The sequence below is a fragment of the Sphingobium olei genome (assembly GCF_042678845.1).
GTDB classification, from domain to species: domain Bacteria; phylum Pseudomonadota; class Alphaproteobacteria; order Sphingomonadales; family Sphingomonadaceae; genus Sphingobium; species Sphingobium olei.
Map to the genome: position 1 here is coordinate 87658 of NZ_JBHTLS010000133.1, position 18582 is coordinate 106239.

Genomic DNA, 18582 nt, shown 5'->3' on the forward strand with positions numbered 1-18582 from the left:
ACGGCTCTTAGCGGCTTTTGGGAAAAGCCGAAAGGGGCGCGTGGTCCCGCCATAGCGGAATCACGCGCCCTTGCGGCATTTCTGCCTCACTGCATATCGGGTGCCTGCGCCTTTTTTGCAAGCCGCTCGATCACGTCCGAGACGGAAATTATGGACTGCCCGTCCTTGCCCAGCTCCCGCAGCGCCACCGTGCCCTCGTCTGCCTCGCGCCGGCCGACGACCAGCAGGTTGGGCACCTTGGCCAGGCTGTGTTCGCGCACCTTGTAGTTGATCTTCTCGTTGCGCGTGTCGGTTTCTGCGCGGATGCCGGCGGCGCGCAGCTTCTCCGTCACCTCGCGGGCATACTCGTCGGCGTCCGACACGATGGTCGCCACCACCGCCTGCACCGGCGCCAGCCAGAGCGGGAAGCGGCCGGCATAATGTTCGATCAATATGCCGATGAACCGCTCATAGCTGCCGAAGATCGCACGGTGCAGCATGACCGGGCGATGCCGCTCGCCATCCTCGCCCACATAGCTGGCGTCGAGACGCTCGGGCAGCACGCGGTCGGACTGGATCGTGCCGACCTGCCATGTCCGGCCGATCGCGTCGGTCAGGTGCCATTCCAGCTTCGGCGCGTAGAAAGCGCCTTCGCCCGGCAGTTCCTCCCAGCCATAGTCGGGCGTGTTGAGCCCCGCCGCCGCCACCGCGTCGCGCAGCTCGTTCTCCGCCTTGTCCCACATCTCGTCGCTGCCGAAGCGCTTGTCCGGGCGCAGGGCCAGCTTGATCGAGTAAGTGAAGCCGAAATCCTTGTAGATGCGGTCGGCCAGCGCGCAGAAGGCGCGGACTTCCTCGACGATCTGGTCTTCGCGGCAAAAGATGTGCGCGTCGTCCTGCGTGAACTGGCGCACGCGCATCAGGCCGTGCAGCGCGCCATGCGGCTCGTTGCGGTGGCAGCAGCCATTCTCGTAGAAGCGCAGCGGCAGGTCGCGATAGCTCTTGATCCCCTGGCGGAAGATCAGGACGTGCGCCGGGCAGTTCATGGGCTTGAGCGCCATCCACTGCGCATCGTCCGACACCAGCGGCCCTTCATCCTCGACGTTCGGCACTTCATCGGGAATGACGAACATATTCTCGCGATATTTGCCCCAATGGCCGGACTGCTCCCACTGGCGCGCGTCCATCACCTGCGGCGTCTTGACCTCGCGATAGCCGGCTTCGTCGATCGCCCGGCGCATATAGGCCTCCAGCGCGCGCCAGATGACATAGCCCTTGGGATGCCAGAAGACGCTGCCATGCGCTTCCTGCTGCAGGTGGAACAGGTCCATCTCCGCGCCCAGTTTGCGATGGTCGCGCTTCGCCGCCTCTTCCAGCCGCATGAGGTGCGCGTCCAGCTGCTTCTTATTGAGCCAGCCGGTGCCGTAGATGCGCGACAGCATCGCATTCTTCTGGTCGCCGCGCCAATAGGCGCCCGACACGCGGGTCAACTTGAACCCCTGCGGATCGAGCTTGCCGGTCGAGGCAAGGTGCGGCCCCCGGCACATATCGTACCAGCCGTCGCCGCTATGATAGACGGTCAGCTCCTCGCCCGCGGGAAGTTCCGCCGCCCATTGCGCCTTGAACGTTTCGCCCGCGGCTTCCCATTGCGCGATCAGCGTGTCGCGGTCGATCACCTCGCGCTTCAACGGCTTGTCGGCGGCGATGATCTCGCGCATCTTCGCCTCGATCGCGGGCAGGTCTTCCTCGGTGAAAGGACGATCCTTGGGCGCGAAGTCGTAGTAGAAGCCATCCTCGGTCGCGGGACCGAAGGTGATCTGCGTGCCGGGGAACAACGCCTGCACCGCCTCGGCCAGGATATGCGCGAAGTCATGCCGCGCCAGTTCCAGCGCGTCGGCCTCGTCCTTCGCCGTCACCAGCGCCAGTTGCGCGTCGGCCTCCAGCGGCCGGCCGATGTCGCGCAGCTCGCCATCGACGCGCGCGGCGATCGCGGCTTTCGCCAGCCCCGGTCCGATCGCCGCCGCGATGTCCGCCGGCGTAGTGCCGGGCGCGACTTCGCGCACGGAACCGTCGGGCAGGGTGATCTTGAGCATGGCGGACACGGGAAGGGTCTTTCTTTATGGAAAATGCTTAAAAAGCGCGGCCACACAGGACCGCGCCTTTCCCTTAGATGGGCGGTCCGTCCTGTCAATAGAAGCCCTCTTGCCAGTACCGCGCGAAAGGCGCATCAATAATGTGCTGATATATCATATTCAGCGACAGGAGGGACGTATGGCTTTGAGCTTTGCAACACCCCGTGGCGCGGAAGGTGACACGCCCATGAGCGACATGAACACCACCCCGCTGATCGACGTGATGCTGGTGCTGCTGATCATGTTCATCATCACCATTCCGATCCAGACCCACAGCGTCGCCATCGACCTGCCGCAGGCAAGACCCGACCGGACCCTGCCGCACCCCGACCCCGTCAAGAACAAGGTGACGATCGACGCGTCCGGCATCATCCGCTGGAACGGGGCGGCGGTGGATCGCCTGACGCTCCGCCGCTACCTCGCCGCGTCGCTGCGCCTGCCGGTGGAACCGGAGCTTCAATTCCAGCCCGATGCCGCGGCGCGCTACGTCATCGTGGACGAAGTGCTCGCCGACATCCGCCGGTCCGGGGTCGAAAATCTCGGCTTCGTGGGCAATGAGCGCTACGCCGCCTTCTAACCGGCTGGCGGCTATGCCCGTTATCGGGATGGGTATTGCCGCCCGGTCCCGTCCAGCGGATTGAACCGCCGGTCCCCAAAGGGTAAAGCAGGCCCATGCGGGGACAGGGGCTGACATGAAACCAATGCGCTATGCGCTGGTGGCGCTGTTCTTCTATGCCGCTCTCTGGGGCGCGGCCCATGTCGGGATGCTGCCCGGCCTGCATTCCGGCGCGGCGGAGGGCCTGGTCGTCACGGCGGCGGAGAAGGCCGACCGCTTTCGCGCGCTCTGCCGCTACCTGCCGGTCATCCGCTGATCGCTTGTCCCCCTGGCCTCAGGCCAGCAGCAGCCGGGCGTCGTCGCTCGCCTCCTGAAGGACCGACAGCGGTCCTCCCACCACAACGCCGGGCGGCAGGTCGGCCGCCGTCATGCCGGACAGGGCCAGCCCGCTCTGACAGGCGACCGGTCTGACGCCAAGCGCCTCCGCTTCGCCGAGCAGGGTTGCGAGGTCGGGCAGGCCGGCGGCGCGATGCCGCGCGTCTTCCGGGGCTTCGACAGGCGGGCGCAACAGCGAAACCGCGTCCAGTTGCAGGAACAGCGTCACCCCTCCGCCCAGCGCCGCCTGCGCCGCCGCCAGAGTCAATGCCGCGCGCAGCCTTTCGCCATCGGCCGTGCCGACGATCAGGATCAGGGGGCGCACAGTTCCACCGCGCAGGCTGGGCAGGCCGGGTCTTTGGCGACGTCGATGGTGCGGAAGCGCATGGACAGGAGATCGGCGATCAGCAGCCGTCCCGCCATGTCCGCGCCGAACGGCACCAGCGCCCGGATGACCTCCAGCGCGGCGAGGCTGCCGATCGCGCCGGTCAGCGCCCCGATCACGCCCGTCTCCGCGCAGTTGCGTTCAGGCGCATCATCCGGCGCGCCGACCAGGCAGCGATAGCAGGGCTTGTCCGCTTCCCATCCGCGATAGGTGGACAGCTGGCCCTCGAACGGCCCGACCGCCGCCGAGACCAGCGGGATGCGCAGCGTCTGGGCTGCGTCCGCCACCGCCAGCCGGGTCGCGAAATTGTCGCACCCGTCCAGGATCACGTCCGCGTCGCGCAGGATCAGCGCCGCGTTGCCGGCATCGATCCGGGCGTTGATGGGGATCAGCTTCACGTCCGGGTTCAGCCGCGCCACCGCCGCCATTGCCGCTTCCGCCTTGGGCGCGCCAACGTCGCCGGTGCCGAACAACACCTGCCGCTGGAGGTTGGACAGCGCCACCATGTCGTCGTCGATCACCCGGATCGTGCCGATGCCCGCCGCCGCCAGGTAGAGGATCGCCGGACTGCCGATCCCCCCTGCGCCGATCACCGCGACATCGGCCGACGACAGCCGCGCCTGCCCAGCGCCGCCAATCTCCTTCAGCACGATATGGCGGGCATAGCGCTCCAACTGGTCGTCGGTCAGCATTACACTCCTGTCGATCCGAACCCGCCCGTTCCCCGCGCGGTGTCGTCCAGACTATCGACTTCCGTGAAGCTGGCAAGCTGCACCGGGGCGACCACCAGCTGCGCGACCCGGTCGCCCCGCGCGATGGCGAAAGGCTGGTCGCCCAGGTTGATGAGGATGATCTTCAATTCGCCGCGATAGTCCGCGTCGATGGTGCCCGGCGTATTGGGCAGGCTGATGCCATGTTTGAGGGCAAGGCCCGACCGGGGGCGCACCTGCACCTCATAGCCTTCGGGAATCGCCAGCGCGAAGCCGGTGGCGACGGCATGGCGCGCGCGCGGTTCCAGCACCAGTTCCTCGGCCGACACCACGTCCATGCCCGCCGCATGCGCCGTGGCATAGGCGGGCAGGGGAAGCCCCTCGCCATGGGGCAGGCGCTTGATCTGGATGTCAATCGGGCTGAGCGGAGAGGGCATCGGCAACCTTTTGGATTAGTGCATTAGCAACTTGATGCTTGAACATGGGAGGCCATCGGTCGATTCCGGCGGCGCTGACGATCTGGACAGTATTGCTATCCCCGCCCATCACATCTCCCGACACGTCGTTGGCGACGATCCAGTCCGCCCCCTTCTTCGCCAGCTTCGCCAGCGCATGGTCGGCCACCGCCTGCGTTTCCGCCGCGAAGCCTATGAGCAGGCGCGGACGCTGCGCATGATGGCCCAGCGTCGCCAATATGTCTGGATTTTCGGTGAGGGCGAGCGGGGCGGGCTGGCCGGACCCATCCTTCTTGATCTTCTGGTCGGCGGTGTCGGCGGCGCGCCAGTCGGCAACGGCCGCGACCATGATCGCCGCGTCGGCGGGCAGCGCCGCCTCGACCGCCGCCAGCATCTCGCGCGCGGTCTCCACGTCCACCCGGTCGACGCCGGCGGGCGTGGGCAGTTGCACCGGCCCCGCCACCAGCGTCACCCGGGCGCCGGCCCGCGCGGCGGCGGCGGCAATGGCGAAGCCCTGCTTGCCCGAAGAGCGATTGGCGATGTAGCGCACCGGATCGATCGGCTCATGCGTCGGCCCGGCGGTGACCAGGATATGCTTTCCGTCCAATGGCAGCGTATCGCCCTCGAAATCCGGCTGGCCCATCAGCGGATCGACAGGCAACGGCAGCGCCAGCAACCGCTCGATCTCGACCACGATCTCCTCCGGCTCGGGCAGGCGGCCCTTGCCATATTCGCCGCAGGCCATCGCCCCGCTCGCTGGTTCCATGATGTGGACGCCGTCGCCGCGCAGCGTTTCGAGGTTCCGCTGCGTGGCGCGGTGATGCCACATGCGCACGTTCATCGCCGGCACCGCCAGCACCGGCTTGTCGGTCGCCAGCAGCAGCGTCGTCGCCAGATCGTCCGCGATGCCATTCGCCATCCGCGCCAGGATGTTGGCGGTCGCGGGCGCGACCACGACCAGGTCCGCCTGGCGGCTGAGCTGGATATGGCCGATCTCCCGCTCTTCCTTCAGGTCGAACATGTCGCCATAGACATGGTCCTCGGTCAGGACGCCCAGGCTCAAAGGCGTGACGAACTGCTTCGCGCTCTCGGTCAGCACCGCGCGTACCGCAATGCCGCGCCGCCTGAGCAGGCGGACAAGCTCCAACGCCTTGTACGCCGCGATGCCGCCGGACACGATGAGGAGGACGCGCTTGGTCATAGCGCCAGCAACCGCCGCAAACCGGATGCCAGCGCCGCGCGGTCCGCCGTCTGGAGCCGCCCGACCGGCGTCAGTTCGCTCGTTTCCACGGTGTAGAGCTTCATCCTGATCTTGCACGGCTTGCGCAGCCCTGCCTCCTCATAACGGCTGATCGCCATGTCGCCATGCCATGCAGGCGCGTCACCGCGCGTGATCATGGCAACCACCGCGACGCCGGTCGCCCGGTTTGCCTCCTGCGATGACAGGATGACGACGGGCCGTTTGCGACCGCCCTCCCGCTCGATGAAGGGGACATGGACGATCGCCACGTCATGTGGTGACAAGGAACCGGCGCTCATAATTCCGCCCAATAGGCGTCCTCCTGCGGATCGTCCCATTCGGGCATCTGGGCTTGGAGGAAACGCGACCATTCGATTTCCGACCGATCGACCTTCATCAGCACGGCACGCCCGTCCTCCAGCGCGAAGGACACTTCATCGCCTGCCTTGAGACCAAGCGCTTGCCGCACATCGCGCGGGATCGTCACCTGATGCTTGATCGTCAGCTTGCCGCTCTTCATGGGTATTACGTAATACCGTATTACTTCGGTCGCAAGTCAGAGCATTTGCGACAACCACATCGCGCCAGCCCCGGCCGCCGCCGCCAGCACCGCCACCAGCGCATAGCGCCATCCGCCGCCTACCCGGATCAGCCTCACCTCGCTCAGCGGCGGGGGCGGGGGCGCGCCGCCTTTTTCGGGGAATGCGTCCTCGATCCGGCGGATGAGGCCGGGCAACCGTTGCAGCGTGCGCCAGTTCTCGATCAGCGTGTCGGCTGCCTTCGCCTCCGGCCCCAGCTCGGTGCGCAGCCATTCGCGCACATAGGGGCCGCTCGTCTCCCACAGGTTGATGTCGGGGTCGAGCGCGGTCGCCACGCCCTCCACCATCACCATCGTCTTTTGCAGCAGCAGCAGGTGCGGCTGCGTCTGCATGTCGAAATCGCGGGTGATGGCGAACAGCCCGTCCAGCATCCCGCCGACCGACAATTCGCGCACCGGCTTGCCGCGCATCGGCTCGCCCACGGCGCGCAGGGCGGTGGCGAACTCCGCGACATTGTGATGGGCGGGCACATATTGCGCCTCGAAATGAATCTCTGCCACGCGGCGGTAATTGCCGGTGATGAGGCCGTAGAGAATCTCCGCCAGCCACATGCGCGCGCGCCGGTCGATCCGGCCCATGATGCCGAAGTCGATGGCGACGATGTCGCCGCTCGCCGTCACGAACAGATTGCCCTGGTGCATGTCGGCATGGAAGAAGCCTTCCGCGATCGCCTGCCGCAGGAAGGCGTTGACGAGCCGGGCCGCCAGATCCTTCACATCATGGCCCGCCGCGATCAGCGCGGCGCGATCGGCGATCTTGATGCCGTCGATCCACTCCATCGTCATGACCCGGCCGGTTGTGCGGTCCCAGTCGATCTCAGGGATGCGATAGCCCGGCATCGCCTCCATCGCCTCGGCCAGTTCGGACGCGGAGGCGGCTTCCCGCCGCAGGTCCAGCTCGCGCGCGGTCCAGCGCTTCATGTTGGCGATGACCAGACGCGGCCGCAGGCGGGCGATCTCGCCGCCCAGTTGCTCGACATGGGCGGCGGCCCATTCATAGGTCAGGATGTCGCGGTTGAACTGCTCGATCACGCCGGGGCGGATGACCTTGACCGCAACGTCGCGCCCATCGGTGGTGAGCGCCCGATGCACCTGCGCGATGGAGGCGGCGCCGACCGGCACCTCATCGAAGCGGGCGTAGAGCGCTTCCAAGGGGCGACCGAAACTCTGCTCGATTTCAGCGCGGATCGTCTCGAACGGGACAGGGGGCAGAGCATCCTGAAGGCGCAACAGGTCCGCTGCCGCGTCCTCCCCGACCAAATCGGGCCGAGTCGCCAATGTCTGGCCCAGCTTGATCGCGGCCGGCCCGATCGCCTGAAACGCATCGGCATAGCGCGGCTGGGCGGGCACCCGCGCGCCGAAGCGCGCGAGGCGCACCAGCCGCCGCACCGGCGCGGGCGTCAACGGATCGCGCTCGATCCCCCGCAGCGCGCCATGTCGCGCGAGCGTCCGCCCCCATTTCAGGAGCCGCCAAATATGGGTCACATGGCTGGTCATGCCTGCGTCAGATCTTCCAGCCGCTGTGGATCGCGACAAGCCCGCCCAGAATCGGCTCCACCTTCGTGGCCGTGAAGCCCGCCTCGCGGATCATGCCCTCGAACTTTGGCATCGGCGGGAAGCGGCGGATCGATTCGATCAGGTAGCGGTAGCTCTCCGCATCATTGGCGAACAGCTTGCCCAGCTGCGGCACCAGCTTGTGCGAATAGACGTCATAGACGTCCGAAAATCCCGGCCATGTCGTCGTCGAAAATTCCAGGCAGAAGAAACGGCCGCCGAACTTCAGCACGCGGTGGGCCTCGCGCAGCGCCTTGTCGATATGGGTGACGTTCCGGATGCCGAAGGCGATGGTGTAGGCGTCGAAGCTGCGGTCGCCGAAGCTCAGCTCTTCGGCATTCTGCTCGGACCAGATGAGGCCATCATAGCCCTTCTTCTGCGCCCGCTCGACGCCGACCGCCAGCATTTCGGGGTTGATGTCCGACACCGTCACCTGCGCGCCATGGCGGTGCATGCGGAACGCGATGTCGCCGGTGCCGCCCGCCATGTCCAGGATCTGCTCGCCGGCCCGCGGCTTCACCCGGCGCACGAACTGATCCTTCCACAGCCGATGCGCGCCGCCCGACATGGCGTCGTTCATCAGGTCGTACTTGCCCGCCACATTGGAGAAGACCGCGCGGACCATGCCCGCCTTTTCGGCGGCATCGACGTCGCGATAGCCGAAGGATGCTGTTTCGCTCATGCAAAGCCCTCTAGACACAGATTGATCGCCGTTCCAGCCAAGAAGCTGGTTATTCCCCCGCGCCCTGCCTAGATGCGGATCATGCCCGAACTTCCCGAAGTCGAAACAACGGTCGCTGGCCTTCGATCCGTGCTGGAGGGGCGCGCGCTTTTGCGGGTGGAGCCGCGCCGCGCCGACCTTCGCTTCCCCATTCCGGTGGACCTGCGCCAGCGGCTGACCGGCGCGACCGTCACCGGCCTCTCCCGCCGCGCCAAATATGGTCTGATCGAAACCGATCGCGGCGACATGATGATCTTCCACCTCGGCATGTCGGGCCGCTGGCGGATCGACCCGGCCGAGATCGGCGCGCACGACCATCTGCTGATCGAGACCCGCGAAGGCCGGCTGCTGAGCCTCAACGATCCGCGCCGATTCGGATCGGTCGATCTGGTCCGCGCCGATGCCTGGTCTCAGTACAGCCCCTTCACGCGGATGGGTCCGGAGCCGCTCGGCCCGGATTTCGATGCGGACCGGCTCGCCGCCGCGCTGGCGGGCAAGGCGACGTCGATCAAGGCGGCGCTGCTCGACCAGCGGATCGTGGCGGGCCTTGGCAATATCTATGTCTGCGAAGCGCTCAACATGGCCGGCATCGCGCCCACGCGTGCGGCGGGGAAGATCGGCCGCGCGCGGCTCGTCCTTCTGGTGGAGGCGATTCGCTCCGTGCTCACCGCTGCGATCACCGCGGGGGGCTCTACCCTGCGCGATTATGCGCGGCCGGACGGAGAGCTGGGCTATTTCTCGAAACAATGGCGCGTCTACGGGCGAGAGGGCGAGTCATGCCCTTGCGGCGGCGTGGTGCGGCGGCGGATCGACGGCGGCCGATCCACCTTCTACTGCGCGAAATGCCAGAAATAGCGCCGCCCCGCCCCGTTGACGGGTGGGGCTTTCCCCTGTAAGGGGCGCACCTTCACGAGGCTGATCGGCGAATCCCGACGGGCCTCTTGCCCAAAGATTTGACGAGAACCGAGGAAAAGAATGGCCAATACGCCGCAAGCCAAGAAGCGCATCCGTCGCAACGAGCGTCGCGCCGCGATCAATGGCGCCCGCATCAGCCGGATCCGCACCCTGGTGAAGAAGGTGGAAGCCGCCATCACCGCTGGTGACAAGGCCGCCGCCACCACGGCGCTGCAGTCCGTCCAGCCCGAACTCGCCCGTGGCGTTGCCCGCGGCGTGCTGCACAAGAACACCGCCGCACGCAAGTTCGGCCGCCTGACCAAGGCCGTCAGCGCACTCGCCTGACCCCTTACCAAGGCTTGAACCTGAAAAGCCCGCTTCGGTCTGCCGAAGCGGGCTTTTTCGCCGTGCATTAACATGGATGTCATTTTTGGACAGTGACGCATTTCCCGCGATTCGACGCGCTGCAGCATGGTTGATGCCATGTAATGCATTGAAAAGTCACGGTAAAAATAAGTACTCCCGATTTTCGGCGCTTATCCGCGTCAACGTCTTTATTTCATTTTTTTGAACCGACTTGGCCTTGATCCGGGGCTGCGGCCCTGTCTATTTTTGAAATCCGGCCGCTGTCGAATCACTGATTGCTGGCCGTCATGACAGATTTTTCAGCGCATGTGCTCGGAAAGGCGGGGGCTTTTCTGACTGGGTTCGTGCGTCCAATCACGCCGCCCCTTTTTTGCGGGCGCACCGGGTGGGAACAGGGATAAAGATGAAGGACGGGGTGCGCGTTGTGGCTTGGCAGGATGGACAGACGATTCGGGCGGACGACGCCCTTGAATCGGCCTGGGCCGCGATCCGTGCCGGCCTGCGCCGCGATATCGGCGCCCGGATGTTCGACCAGTGGCTGAAGCCCGTGCGGCTCGGCGACTATTGCCCCGAATCGCAGACGCTGGACCTGCTCGTCGCGAGCGACTTCAGCGCCAATTTCGTGTCCGGCCAGTTCGGCGACCGCCTGCGCATGGCGTGGCGCGCGGCCGGCGCTTCGGTGCGGGAAGTCCGGGTGCGCCGCGCGCCCGATGCGGCCGGCCCGCGCCTGCTGGAAGTGGTGCATGTCGAGCCGGCCGCGCCCGCACCCGCCGCCGTCGCCGCGCCCGCCTCCAATTTCCAGCCGCGCCACGGCTTTGCCGATTTCGTCATGGGCGACACCAACCGGCTCGCCTGTTCGGCGGCGCAGGCGATGGCGGGGGAGGCCACGCCGCGCTTCAGCCCGCTCTTCATCCATGGCGGCACGGGCCAGGGCAAGACGCACCTGCTGCACGCCATCGCCGCCGAATTTTCAGCTCATTCGCCGCAGGAGCCCGTGCTCTACATGTCGGCGGAGCGCTTCATGATGGAATTCGTGAACGCCATGCGCGCCAACGACACGATGGCGTTCAAGGCGCGGTTGCGGGCGGCGCGGCTGCTGCTGATCGATGACATCCAGTTCATCTCTGGCAAGGGATCGACGCAGGAGGAATTCCTGCACACCGTCAACGACCTGATCGACTCGGGCGCGCGCATCGTCGTCACCGCCGACCGCGCGCCGCAGCTGCTCGAATCGATCGACGCGCGCATCCTCTCGCGGCTGGCGGGCGGCCTCGTCGCCGACATCCAGCCTGCCGGGCTCGACCTGCGGCTCGCCATCCTCGAATCGAAGCGTCTGGTGGCGGGCGACCCGCCGGTGCCCGACGCCGTCATCGATTTTCTCGCCCGCTCGATCCGCTCGAACGTGCGCGAACTGGAAGGGGCCTTCAACAAGCTGGTCGCCTACGGGCAGCTGACCGGCCGCTCCATCGACCTCGATTTCGCGCAGCAGATGCTGGCGGACGCGGTGCGCGCCAATACGCGTCGCATCACCGTGGACGAAATTCAGAAGGCCTGCGCCGCCCATTACAAGATCGATCCGGCGGAAATGCGCTCAAAGCGCCGCGCCCGCGCCGTCGCCCGCCCGCGCCAGGTCGCCATGTATCTCGCCAAGAAGATGACGCCGCGTTCGCTGCCCGAAATCGGCCGCATCTTCGGCGGGCGCGATCACAGCACGGTCATCCACGCCGTGCGCACCATCGAACAGCTGCGCGAAAGCAATCCCGACATCGACGCCGATGTGCGCGCGCTGCTGCGCCAGCTGGAAGGCTGACGGACGGGCTGGCGTCCGGGGCGGGAGCGGCTAGGCTAGGGGCCATGATTCGCGCCGCCTTGCTCCTGCTGCTCGCCTTCCTGACCGTCCCGCACGTCGCTGCCCAGACCGCGCCGCCAGCGCCCGGCGACGTCCGCGTCGCGCTGGACACCGACAAGGGCCGCATCGTCATCGCCGTCCACGCCGGCAAGGCGCCCGTCACGGCGGGCAATTTCCTCAAATATGTCGATCAGAAGCGGCTCGACGGCACCGCCTTCTATCGCGGCGTCGGCGCGCCCGATTATGGCTTCGTGCAGGGCGGGGCGCAGAACGACCCCAAGCGCATCCTGCCGCCGATCGCGCATGAACCCACGAGCCAGACCGGCCTCACCCATGATGACGGCGCGCTGTCCATGGCCCGCTATGCGCCGGGCAGCGCCACCGGCGACTTCTTCATCGTGCTGGGCAAGATGCCGGCGATGGACGCGCAACCGCAAGCGCCCGGCGACAATCAGGGCTTCGCCGTCTTCGCCCATGTGGTGGAGGGGATGGACGTGGTGAAGGCGATCCTCGCCGATCCCAAGTCGCCCACCAAGGGGGAGGGCGTGATGAAGGGCCAGATGCTGGAAACGCCGGTCAGGATCCTGACGGCGCGCCGGATTCCCTGACCGCGCCCTGATCGATGATCCGCGCCGTCGCCATGTCGGCGGTCACGTTGCCCACGGTGCGGAAGATGTCGGGCACCGTCTCCACCGCCAGCAGCAGCGGCAACGCCTCGACCGGCACGCCCATCGCCAGGCAGATGGGGCCGGTTGTCGTGAAGAAGGTGATCTGGCTCGGCAGGCCCACCGCGGCCAGGCTGACGATCGCCGCCACCACCACGCCCAGCACCAGCTGCGTCGGCCCGAGCGGCACCCCGTTCATCCCCGCCACATAGATGGCCACGCCCAGATTCGCGGTCGGGCTGGTGATGCGGAACAGCGATATGGCGAGCGGCAGCACGATGCTGCGCGTCGTCGCCCGCACCCCTAACCCGCCGTCGCAAGCCTGGATCATCGCCGGCAGTGAGGCGATGGAGCTTTGCGTCGAAAAGGCGATGGCCTGCGCGGGCAGGGCGGCGCGGGCGAATCGCCCCGGCGCGATTCGCCCCGCGATCATCGCCAGCGGATAGACGAGCAGCGTCACCAGCAGGCACAGCAGCACGATGAAGCCGATATAGTGAAGCAGCGCGCCCGCCGTGGCGAGGCCCGACCGCGCGCACGCCACCAGCGCCAGCGCGAAAACGCCGACGGGCGCGATCCACAGCACCCAGCCGACAACCACCAGCAGCGCGTCGGCCAACGCCTCGAAAAAGCCGGTCAGCATCGCCCGCCGCTCCGCCGCGATGCGCGTCACCGCAAAGCCGAACACCAGCGCGAACAGCACCACCGCCACCACCTGACCCTCGCTCGCCGCCTTGATCGGGTTGACGGGGATGAAGCCCAGCAGCCATTCGGCGGACGGCCGCACATCCGGCACCTCGCTCACCGGCCCAGCGCCCGCCAGCGCGCCCACCGCGCTCGCCGGCACCGGCCAGACATGCAGCATCAGCGGCCCGGCGATCGCCGCCACGGCCGCGGACAGGATCAGCAGCACCGCGAACAGGCCGATGGCGCGCCCGGCCGTCCCGTTGCTCCGCGCGGTCGCCGCCGCCTGCGCGATTCCCATCACCAGCAGCGCGAAGATCAGCGGGATCAGCGGCATCTGCAATCCGCCCAGCCACGCCTTGCCGATCGGCTGCGCAACCGCGACCGTCTCCGCCTCGATCCCGCCACCCCATTCCGCCAGCCCGATCCCGCACCCCAGCCCCAATACCAGCGCGATCAGGATGCGGACGGTCAGGGACATGGGGCGCATTCTCCGGAAGCGGCAGGGCAGGCGGCAGGCTACCGGGCATGCGAGGCGCAGGATAGGGGGGATGGGTGGGTTTGGGTAGAAGGCGGACGATCACCCCCGCCCCGTCATGCCAGCGCAAGCTGGCATCTCGTCATTCTCTTCGACGCCGAACGAAAGTGAGATCCCGGCCTCCGCTGGAATGACGGAGGTGGGGTGGATTGAGGACTGTCGGCTTTAGGGAATCGCAAAAGCGGTAAGCTGCCGTGTCCAATTTGGATCATGCAAGCTGCTAGCACCTTCAACGCTCCAGGAGTAGCTTGGCCGCGCCGACCGTACCGGCAGCAAAGAAGATGCTAACGCCCACCCAGATTGCCAGTGTAACGGCGAATGAAGCAGGATGTTGATCCAAAGATACGGTAGCGTCGGAGTGACGGCTGAACTCTGAAATCGACCCTGAAATTATTCCATCGACCGCTATCCATGCCGAAAACGCGAACATCGCCAATGAGAACAGCGACACGGTCAACCACTTGATCCGGTAGGAAACTGGAGTGTGGCTTCGAAACTTCGGACTGTCTTTCATAATGGGTCGATAGAGGTTTCAAGTTAAAATAGTGTACGTCGTTATGTCGGCTAAAGGCGTCGCCACTAACTCGGCCAATGCCCTAGTTTGGGTCGCTAGCAGCCACTCCTACGTCATGCCGGGCTCGACCCGGCGTCCCGCTTCCCTGCGCATCGGCAAAAGCGGCATCCCGCCTCACGCCAGCGAACACTTGCCTCCTCCCGCACCCCCACAGCAAAAGGCCCGGCGTTCACGCGAACGCCGGGCCTTTTGCCGCTTTACAGACGTTGAGCGCTCAGCCCTTCTTCTCGGGCGGCAGGGTGATCTTCACGCTTTCCCCGTTCTGCCCCGGGAAGTTGGTGAACATCGCGTCGATCAGGTTCGGCACCAGATAGGTCAGCTTGTTGGACAGCGACTGGGCCTGCGCCTTGCCTTCGAACAGGCGGCGATTGTCCGCCGCGCGGTCGATCTTCATGCTGAGGTCGCTGGTATAGACGGTGTAGCTGCTGACATCGCCATAGCCTGCGCCGCCGAACAGCCACGGATCATAGAAGCCATAGCCCCACGGCCGGCCCCAATAGCCGCGACGGCCCCAGCCCGGACCCCAGCCAGGGCCCCAACCGCCGCCCCATCCGGCGCCGGCAAAGCCCGTCGAGCGCACCTTCTCGCGGCCCGTATCCACATCATAGGCGACGCGGACGATCAGGTCCGCGCGCGCCGGATCGCTGGCCTGCACATAGCCGGTCTGGCTCAGCCGCTGGCCGACCAGTTCGGCATAGTGCGAGAACTCCAGACCGCCCGACAGGCGCGGATCGTCGGCGACGATGGTATAGCTTTGCCCGGCGGGGGCGGGGAGCTGCTGAAAACGGGCGACATCGGCCTTGAAGCCGGTCGCACATCCCGACAGCGACACCAGCGCCAAAGCGGGCGCCGCGATCAGGCCGAACTTCTTGAAACGGGTCATCTTCTCACGTCCTGTGTCCAGGCGATGCGCCTGTTGATCTTCTGCGCCCTGCCATAGCAAAACGCAACTGAACATCGTTTGAACGCTCGAACCAATCCTATGGGCGCAAAACCATGTCCGGTCGCCCATGGGACGGCGCGGAGGACGAAAACCCGTCCCTCTGCCCTAACGCATCAATCCCATCGCGTCGTAAGCCGCGCGCAGCGTCGGCTCGGCCGCCGCCGCCGCCTTGGCCGCGCCCTTGTCCAGGATCGCGTCCAGCGCCGCGTCGTCGGTGCGCAGCTCCAGGAAGCGCTCGCGGATCGGGCGCAGCGTCTCGACCAGCACTTCGCCCAGCGCCGGCTTGAACGCGCCAAAGCCCTTGCCCGCGAACTCCGCGCACACCGCGTCGGCCGTCCTGCCGGACAGGGTGGCGAAGATGCCGACCAGATTGCCTGCCTCCGGCCGCCCGGCCAGCCCCTCGGCGCTTTCGGGCAGCGGCTCGGGGTCGGTCTTGGCCTTCTTCACCTTGGTCATGATGGCGTCGTCATCGTCGGTCAGGTTGATGCGGCTCATGTCGCTGGGGTCGGACTTGGACATCTTGGCCGTGCCGTCGCGGAAGGACATGATCCGCGCCGATTCCTTCGGAATGATCGGGTCGGGCAGGGTGAACAGCTCCACGCCGAAATCGCTGTTGAACTTCGCCGCGATGTCGCGCGCCAGCTCCAGATGCTGCTTCTGGTCCTCGCCCACCGGCACATGGGTCGCGTTGTAGACCAGGATGTCGGCCGCCTGCAGCACCGGATAGACGAACAGGCCGACGGACGCCCCCTCGCGGTCCTTGCCTGCCTTGTCCTTGAACTGGGTCATGCGGTTCAGCCAGCCGATCCGCGCCGTCCCATTGAGCAGCCAGCAAAGCTCGGCATGGGCGGGCACCCGCGCCTGGTTGAACAGCACGCTGCGATCCGGATCGATCCCGGCAGCGACCAGCGCCGCAGCCATGTCGCGCACGTTGCGGATGCGCGCCTCGCGCCCTTCATGCACCGTCACCGAATGCATGTCGGCAAGGAAGAAGAAGCATTGCGCATCGCCGGTCATCTCGTCCTGCATCCGCACCCAGTTGCGGATCGCGCCCAGGTAATTGCCAAGGTGCAGGTTGCCGGTCGGCTGGATGCCGGAAAGGACGCGCATGGGGATATCCGTTGGTTCAGGAGGTTGCGGACTTGCGGCGCATCAGCGCCTTGATGTCGGACAGGCGGTACGCGCCCACCGCGACACTGGCCAGCCCGTACAGCGCGACGCCCGCGCCGACAAGCAGGGACAGCGCCACATAGCGCTGCAGCATCGCGCCGCTGAGCCAGGGATCGAGCAGATGCTCCCCCGCCAGCAGCGCACCGCCCATGATGACCGCAGCGATCGCCAGCCGGGGCAGGCGGCGGCGCAGCCTCGCGTCGGCATGGAAATGCCCCCGCTTCACCAGCGTGCGATACAGCATCGCCACATTGAGGGTGGAGGAAAGGGCGGTGGCGAGCGGCGGCCCGATATGCCCCAGGGTCGGGATCATCGCCATGTTGCCCGCGATGTTGATCAGGATCGACAGCATCGCGTAGCGCACCGGCGTCTTCGTATCGCCGCGCGCATAATAGCCCGGCGTCAGCACCTTCACGAGCACATAGGAAGGCAGGCCGATGGAAAAAGCCGACAGCGCCCATCCGCACCGCAGCGCGTCCTCGGCGGTGAAGCGGCCATATTGGAACAACCCCCGCACGATCGGCTCGGCCACAGTCAGGAAGGCGACGGTCGCGGGCAGCGTCAGGAACAGGGCGAGTTCGATCCCGCGGTTCTGCGTCTCCATCGCCTCGGCCTCCTGCCCTTTCGAGAGCATCCGCGACACGGTGGGCAGCAGGATGGTGCCAAGCCCGATGCCAATGAGGCCCAGCGGCAACTGGTTCAGCCGGTCGGCATAATAGATATAGGTGATGGAGCCGGACGCCAGCAGCCAGCCCGACAGGGCGGTGGAGATGAGCAGGTTGATCTGCGACGCGCCCGCGCCGGCAGCCGCCGGCACGATCAGGCGCAGAAGCTGCTTCACGTCCGCGTCCAGTCGTGGCCGTCGCAGCTTGAGCGACACGCCCGCGCTGCGGCAGGCGAGCATCAGCCAGATGAGTTGCAGCGCGCCGCCCACCGTCACCGATATCGCCTGCACCCGCGCCGTTTCATATTCGTCCGCGCCGTGGAACAGCCACAGCCCAGCGATCATGCTGAGGTTGAGCAGGATCGGCGCGGCGGCATTGACCCAGAATTTGTCGAGCGAATTCAAGATGCCGCCTAGCAGCGAGGCGAGGGAGATCAGCGCCAGATAGGGGATGGTGATGCGCGACAGCATCACCGCGAAGGCAAATTGCTCCGCCGTCGGGTTCTGCCGCGAAAAGCCGCCCGAGAGCGCCCAGGTGAGCGGCCAGGCGGCGGCGATCAGCAGGATGGTGAAGAGGATGAGGACCGGCAGCAGCACGGCCAGCGCGCGCTGCGCGAAATCATAACCGGCCGGCAATCCGCCGTCGCCCGCCGCCTTCTTGTTGAAGAGAGGGATGAAGGCGGCGGAAAAGGCCCCCTCCGCAAAGAGCGCGCGGAACATGTTGGGCAGGCGGAAGGCGACGCCGTTGAACGCGTCCGACGCGAACCCTGCCCCGACATAGCGCGCCGCCAGCGAATCGCGCACCAGCGCCAGGATGCGGCTTGCCAGCGTCAGCCCGCCGACCGATCCAAGGGCGCGGACAAGTTTCATCTGCAAACCTCGCAACCCGTTCGCCCTGCGCTTGTCGAAGGGCTTTTCTTCCGAACAAGGAAGAGGGCTTCGACAGGCTCAGCCCGAACGGGAAGGAGGGGCATGAAAGCGCTCAGGCGTGGCCGGCCGGCTCGCCCGCGGTCGCCTGCATCTGCTCGGCCTGCTGCAGGTACAGCCCGCCGAAATCGATCGGCTCCAGCACCAGCGGCGGGAATCCGCCGTCGCGGATCGCGTCGGCCAGCACGCGGCGGGCGAAGGGGAAGGTCAGGCGCGGCGCTTCGGCCAGCATGAAGGGCTGGACCTGATCCTCGGGCACGTTGCGCATCCCGAACAGCGCGGAATAGACCAGCTCGACGGCGAAGGCGGTGCCCTGCGGTGCGGTCGCCTTGACCTCGATCTTCAGCGACACTTCCAGCACGTCGTCGGCCACGCGATCGGCGCCGATGTTGAACTGGACGTCGATCTGCGGCTGGTCCTGCCACTGGTAGACGGCGGGCGCGTTCGGATTCTCGAAGGACAAGTCCTTCACATATTGGCTGATCAGCGCGATCTGGGGGGCGGTGTCCGCGCCATTACCGATGCTGGTGGTGATGTGGTCCGTATCCTCGGCCATGCTCGTCCTTGACTTTCCCTGTTGGGGGCGGCGTTCGCCCCGGCCATTGCTGA

General features: G+C 66.5%; 21 protein-coding genes. 6 read left to right on the forward strand and 15 right to left on the reverse strand.

Annotated elements, in window-relative coordinates:
• Positions 1–86: 86 nt before the first annotated feature.
• Positions 87–2069 carry a threonine--tRNA ligase gene (gene thrS, locus ACFQ24_RS17235; protein ID WP_380913706.1) on the reverse strand — a complete coding sequence of 661 codons (1983 nt, stop codon included), beginning with the start codon at positions 2067–2069 and terminating at the stop codon, positions 87–89.
• Positions 2070–2247: 178 nt separating this feature from the next.
• Here thrS and ACFQ24_RS17240 point away from each other — a divergent pair, with 178 nt between their 5' ends.
• Positions 2248–2685 (forward strand): ExbD/TolR family protein, encoded by a 438-nt coding sequence (locus tag ACFQ24_RS17240; RefSeq protein WP_380913448.1) that lies wholly within the window; start codon positions 2248–2250, stop codon positions 2683–2685.
• Positions 2686–2800: 115 nt separating this feature from the next.
• Complete coding sequence (locus ACFQ24_RS17245; RefSeq protein ID WP_380913450.1) at positions 2801–2980, forward strand: hypothetical protein; 180 nt, start codon at positions 2801–2803, stop codon at positions 2978–2980.
• Between the two features lie 18 nt (positions 2981–2998).
• Here ACFQ24_RS17245 and ACFQ24_RS17250 read toward each other — a convergent pair whose 3' ends face one another.
• Genes ACFQ24_RS17250 through ACFQ24_RS17285 form a run of 8 tightly spaced genes read right to left on the reverse strand, consistent with a single transcriptional unit; the run spans position 2999 to position 8663 of the window.
• Positions 2999–3364, reverse strand: coding sequence for a DsrE family protein (locus ACFQ24_RS17250; protein ID WP_380913453.1), 366 nt, complete (start codon positions 3362–3364; stop codon positions 2999–3001).
• A complete protein-coding gene (locus ACFQ24_RS17255) occupies positions 3352–4116 on the reverse strand; it encodes a HesA/MoeB/ThiF family protein (protein ID WP_380913455.1) in 765 nt (254 codons plus the stop codon). The genes ACFQ24_RS17250 and ACFQ24_RS17255 overlap by 13 nt, the downstream gene beginning before the upstream one ends.
• Complete coding sequence (dut, locus tag ACFQ24_RS17260; protein ID WP_380913457.1) at positions 4116–4571, reverse strand: dUTP diphosphatase; 456 nt, start codon at positions 4569–4571, stop codon at positions 4116–4118. The genes ACFQ24_RS17255 and dut overlap by 1 nt, the downstream gene beginning before the upstream one ends.
• Positions 4546–5790 (reverse strand): bifunctional phosphopantothenoylcysteine decarboxylase/phosphopantothenate--cysteine ligase CoaBC, encoded by a 1245-nt coding sequence (gene coaBC, locus ACFQ24_RS17265; RefSeq protein WP_380913459.1) that lies wholly within the window; start codon positions 5788–5790, stop codon positions 4546–4548. The genes dut and coaBC overlap by 26 nt, the downstream gene beginning before the upstream one ends.
• Positions 5787–6128 (reverse strand): type II toxin-antitoxin system PemK/MazF family toxin, encoded by a 342-nt coding sequence (locus ACFQ24_RS17270; protein WP_380913461.1) that lies wholly within the window; start codon positions 6126–6128, stop codon positions 5787–5789. The genes coaBC and ACFQ24_RS17270 overlap by 4 nt, the downstream gene beginning before the upstream one ends.
• Complete coding sequence (locus ACFQ24_RS17275) at positions 6125–6349, reverse strand: AbrB/MazE/SpoVT family DNA-binding domain-containing protein (protein ID WP_380913463.1); 225 nt, start codon at positions 6347–6349, stop codon at positions 6125–6127. Before ACFQ24_RS17275 ends, ACFQ24_RS17270 begins: the two co-directional genes overlap by 4 nt.
• A 36-nt stretch (positions 6350–6385) precedes the next feature.
• Positions 6386–7924, reverse strand: a complete 1539-nt coding sequence (gene ubiB, locus ACFQ24_RS17280; RefSeq protein ID WP_380913465.1) for a 2-polyprenylphenol 6-hydroxylase — start codon at positions 7922–7924, stop codon at positions 6386–6388.
• A 7-nt stretch (positions 7925–7931) separates the two neighbouring features.
• On the reverse strand, positions 7932–8663 hold the full coding sequence (locus ACFQ24_RS17285) for a class I SAM-dependent methyltransferase (protein ID WP_380913467.1): 732 nt from the start codon (positions 8661–8663) through the stop codon (positions 7932–7934).
• Between the two features lie 81 nt (positions 8664–8744).
• On the opposite strand from ACFQ24_RS17285, the gene mutM reads away from it, so the two are divergent.
• From mutM to ACFQ24_RS17305, 4 genes are all read left to right on the forward strand, one after another.
• Complete coding sequence (gene mutM / locus ACFQ24_RS17290; RefSeq protein WP_380913469.1) at positions 8745–9557, forward strand: bifunctional DNA-formamidopyrimidine glycosylase/DNA-(apurinic or apyrimidinic site) lyase; 813 nt, start codon at positions 8745–8747, stop codon at positions 9555–9557.
• 120 nt (positions 9558–9677) lie between these two features.
• Positions 9678–9941: a 30S ribosomal protein S20 gene (rpsT, locus tag ACFQ24_RS17295; RefSeq protein ID WP_380913471.1), complete on the forward strand. Its 264-nt coding sequence runs from the start codon at positions 9678–9680 to the stop codon at positions 9939–9941.
• Positions 9942–10365: 424 nt separating this feature from the next.
• Positions 10366–11772: a chromosomal replication initiator protein DnaA gene (gene dnaA, locus ACFQ24_RS17300; RefSeq protein WP_380913473.1), complete on the forward strand. Its 1407-nt coding sequence runs from the start codon at positions 10366–10368 to the stop codon at positions 11770–11772.
• 44 nt (positions 11773–11816) lie between these two features.
• Positions 11817–12419, forward strand: a complete 603-nt coding sequence (locus tag ACFQ24_RS17305) for a peptidylprolyl isomerase (RefSeq protein ID WP_380913475.1) — start codon at positions 11817–11819, stop codon at positions 12417–12419.
• Here ACFQ24_RS17305 and ACFQ24_RS17310 read toward each other — a convergent pair.
• The 6 genes from ACFQ24_RS17310 to secB form a co-directional block, all read right to left on the reverse strand.
• A complete protein-coding gene (locus ACFQ24_RS17310) occupies positions 12388–13638 on the reverse strand; it encodes a dicarboxylate/amino acid:cation symporter (RefSeq protein WP_380913477.1) in 1251 nt (416 codons plus the stop codon). The two genes, ACFQ24_RS17305 and ACFQ24_RS17310, sit on opposite strands and share 32 nt — an antisense overlap.
• Before the next feature lie 286 nt (positions 13639–13924).
• Positions 13925–14152 carry a hypothetical protein gene (locus ACFQ24_RS17315; protein WP_380913479.1) on the reverse strand — a complete coding sequence of 76 codons (228 nt, stop codon included), beginning with the start codon at positions 14150–14152 and terminating at the stop codon, positions 13925–13927.
• Between the two features lie 331 nt (positions 14153–14483).
• Entirely contained in the window at positions 14484–15152 is a 669-nt protein-coding gene (locus ACFQ24_RS17320; protein ID WP_380913481.1) for a DUF4136 domain-containing protein, read from the reverse strand.
• A gap of 165 nt (positions 15153–15317) precedes the next feature.
• Positions 15318–16322, reverse strand: coding sequence for a tryptophan--tRNA ligase (gene trpS / locus ACFQ24_RS17325; protein WP_380913482.1), 1005 nt, complete (start codon positions 16320–16322; stop codon positions 15318–15320).
• Positions 16323–16338: 16 nt separating this feature from the next.
• Positions 16339–17916 carry a murein biosynthesis integral membrane protein MurJ gene (gene murJ / locus ACFQ24_RS17330; RefSeq protein ID WP_380913484.1) on the reverse strand — a complete coding sequence of 526 codons (1578 nt, stop codon included), beginning with the start codon at positions 17914–17916 and terminating at the stop codon, positions 16339–16341.
• 112 nt (positions 17917–18028) lie between these two features.
• A complete protein-coding gene (secB, locus tag ACFQ24_RS17335) occupies positions 18029–18529 on the reverse strand; it encodes a protein-export chaperone SecB (protein WP_380913486.1) in 501 nt (166 codons plus the stop codon).
• Positions 18530–18582: the final 53 nt, after the last annotated feature.

Coding starts and splice junctions, on each gene's coding strand:
- ACFQ24_RS17285 (WP_380913467.1), bottom strand. CDS start 8,663: ATGAGCGAAACAGCATCCTTCGGCTATCGCGACGTCGATGCCGCCGAA.
- dnaA (WP_380913473.1), top strand. CDS start 10,366: ATGAAGGACGGGGTGCGCGTTGTGGCTTGGCAGGATGGACAGACGATT.
- coaBC (WP_380913459.1), bottom strand. CDS start 5,790: ATGACCAAGCGCGTCCTCCTCATCGTGTCCGGCGGCATCGCGGCGTAC.
- ACFQ24_RS17275 (WP_380913463.1), bottom strand. CDS start 6,349: ATGAAGAGCGGCAAGCTGACGATCAAGCATCAGGTGACGATCCCGCGC.
- ACFQ24_RS17310 (WP_380913477.1), bottom strand. CDS start 13,638: ATGTCCCTGACCGTCCGCATCCTGATCGCGCTGGTATTGGGGCTGGGG.
- ACFQ24_RS17245 (WP_380913450.1), top strand. CDS start 2,801: ATGAAACCAATGCGCTATGCGCTGGTGGCGCTGTTCTTCTATGCCGCT.
- dut (WP_380913457.1), bottom strand. CDS start 4,571: ATGCCCTCTCCGCTCAGCCCGATTGACATCCAGATCAAGCGCCTGCCC.
- rpsT (WP_380913471.1), top strand. CDS start 9,678: ATGGCCAATACGCCGCAAGCCAAGAAGCGCATCCGTCGCAACGAGCGT.
- mutM (WP_380913469.1), top strand. CDS start 8,745: ATGCCCGAACTTCCCGAAGTCGAAACAACGGTCGCTGGCCTTCGATCC.
- ACFQ24_RS17270 (WP_380913461.1), bottom strand. CDS start 6,128: ATGAGCGCCGGTTCCTTGTCACCACATGACGTGGCGATCGTCCATGTC.
- ACFQ24_RS17305 (WP_380913475.1), top strand. CDS start 11,817: ATGATTCGCGCCGCCTTGCTCCTGCTGCTCGCCTTCCTGACCGTCCCG.
- ubiB (WP_380913465.1), bottom strand. CDS start 7,924: ATGACCAGCCATGTGACCCATATTTGGCGGCTCCTGAAATGGGGGCGG.
- ACFQ24_RS17320 (WP_380913481.1), bottom strand. CDS start 15,152: ATGACCCGTTTCAAGAAGTTCGGCCTGATCGCGGCGCCCGCTTTGGCG.
- ACFQ24_RS17240 (WP_380913448.1), top strand. CDS start 2,248: ATGGCTTTGAGCTTTGCAACACCCCGTGGCGCGGAAGGTGACACGCCC.
- secB (WP_380913486.1), bottom strand. CDS start 18,529: ATGGCCGAGGATACGGACCACATCACCACCAGCATCGGTAATGGCGCG.
- trpS (WP_380913482.1), bottom strand. CDS start 16,322: ATGCGCGTCCTTTCCGGCATCCAGCCGACCGGCAACCTGCACCTTGGC.
- thrS (WP_380913706.1), bottom strand. CDS start 2,069: ATGCTCAAGATCACCCTGCCCGACGGTTCCGTGCGCGAAGTCGCGCCC.
- ACFQ24_RS17255 (WP_380913455.1), bottom strand. CDS start 4,116: ATGCTGACCGACGACCAGTTGGAGCGCTATGCCCGCCATATCGTGCTG.
- murJ (WP_380913484.1), bottom strand. CDS start 17,916: ATGAAACTTGTCCGCGCCCTTGGATCGGTCGGCGGGCTGACGCTGGCA.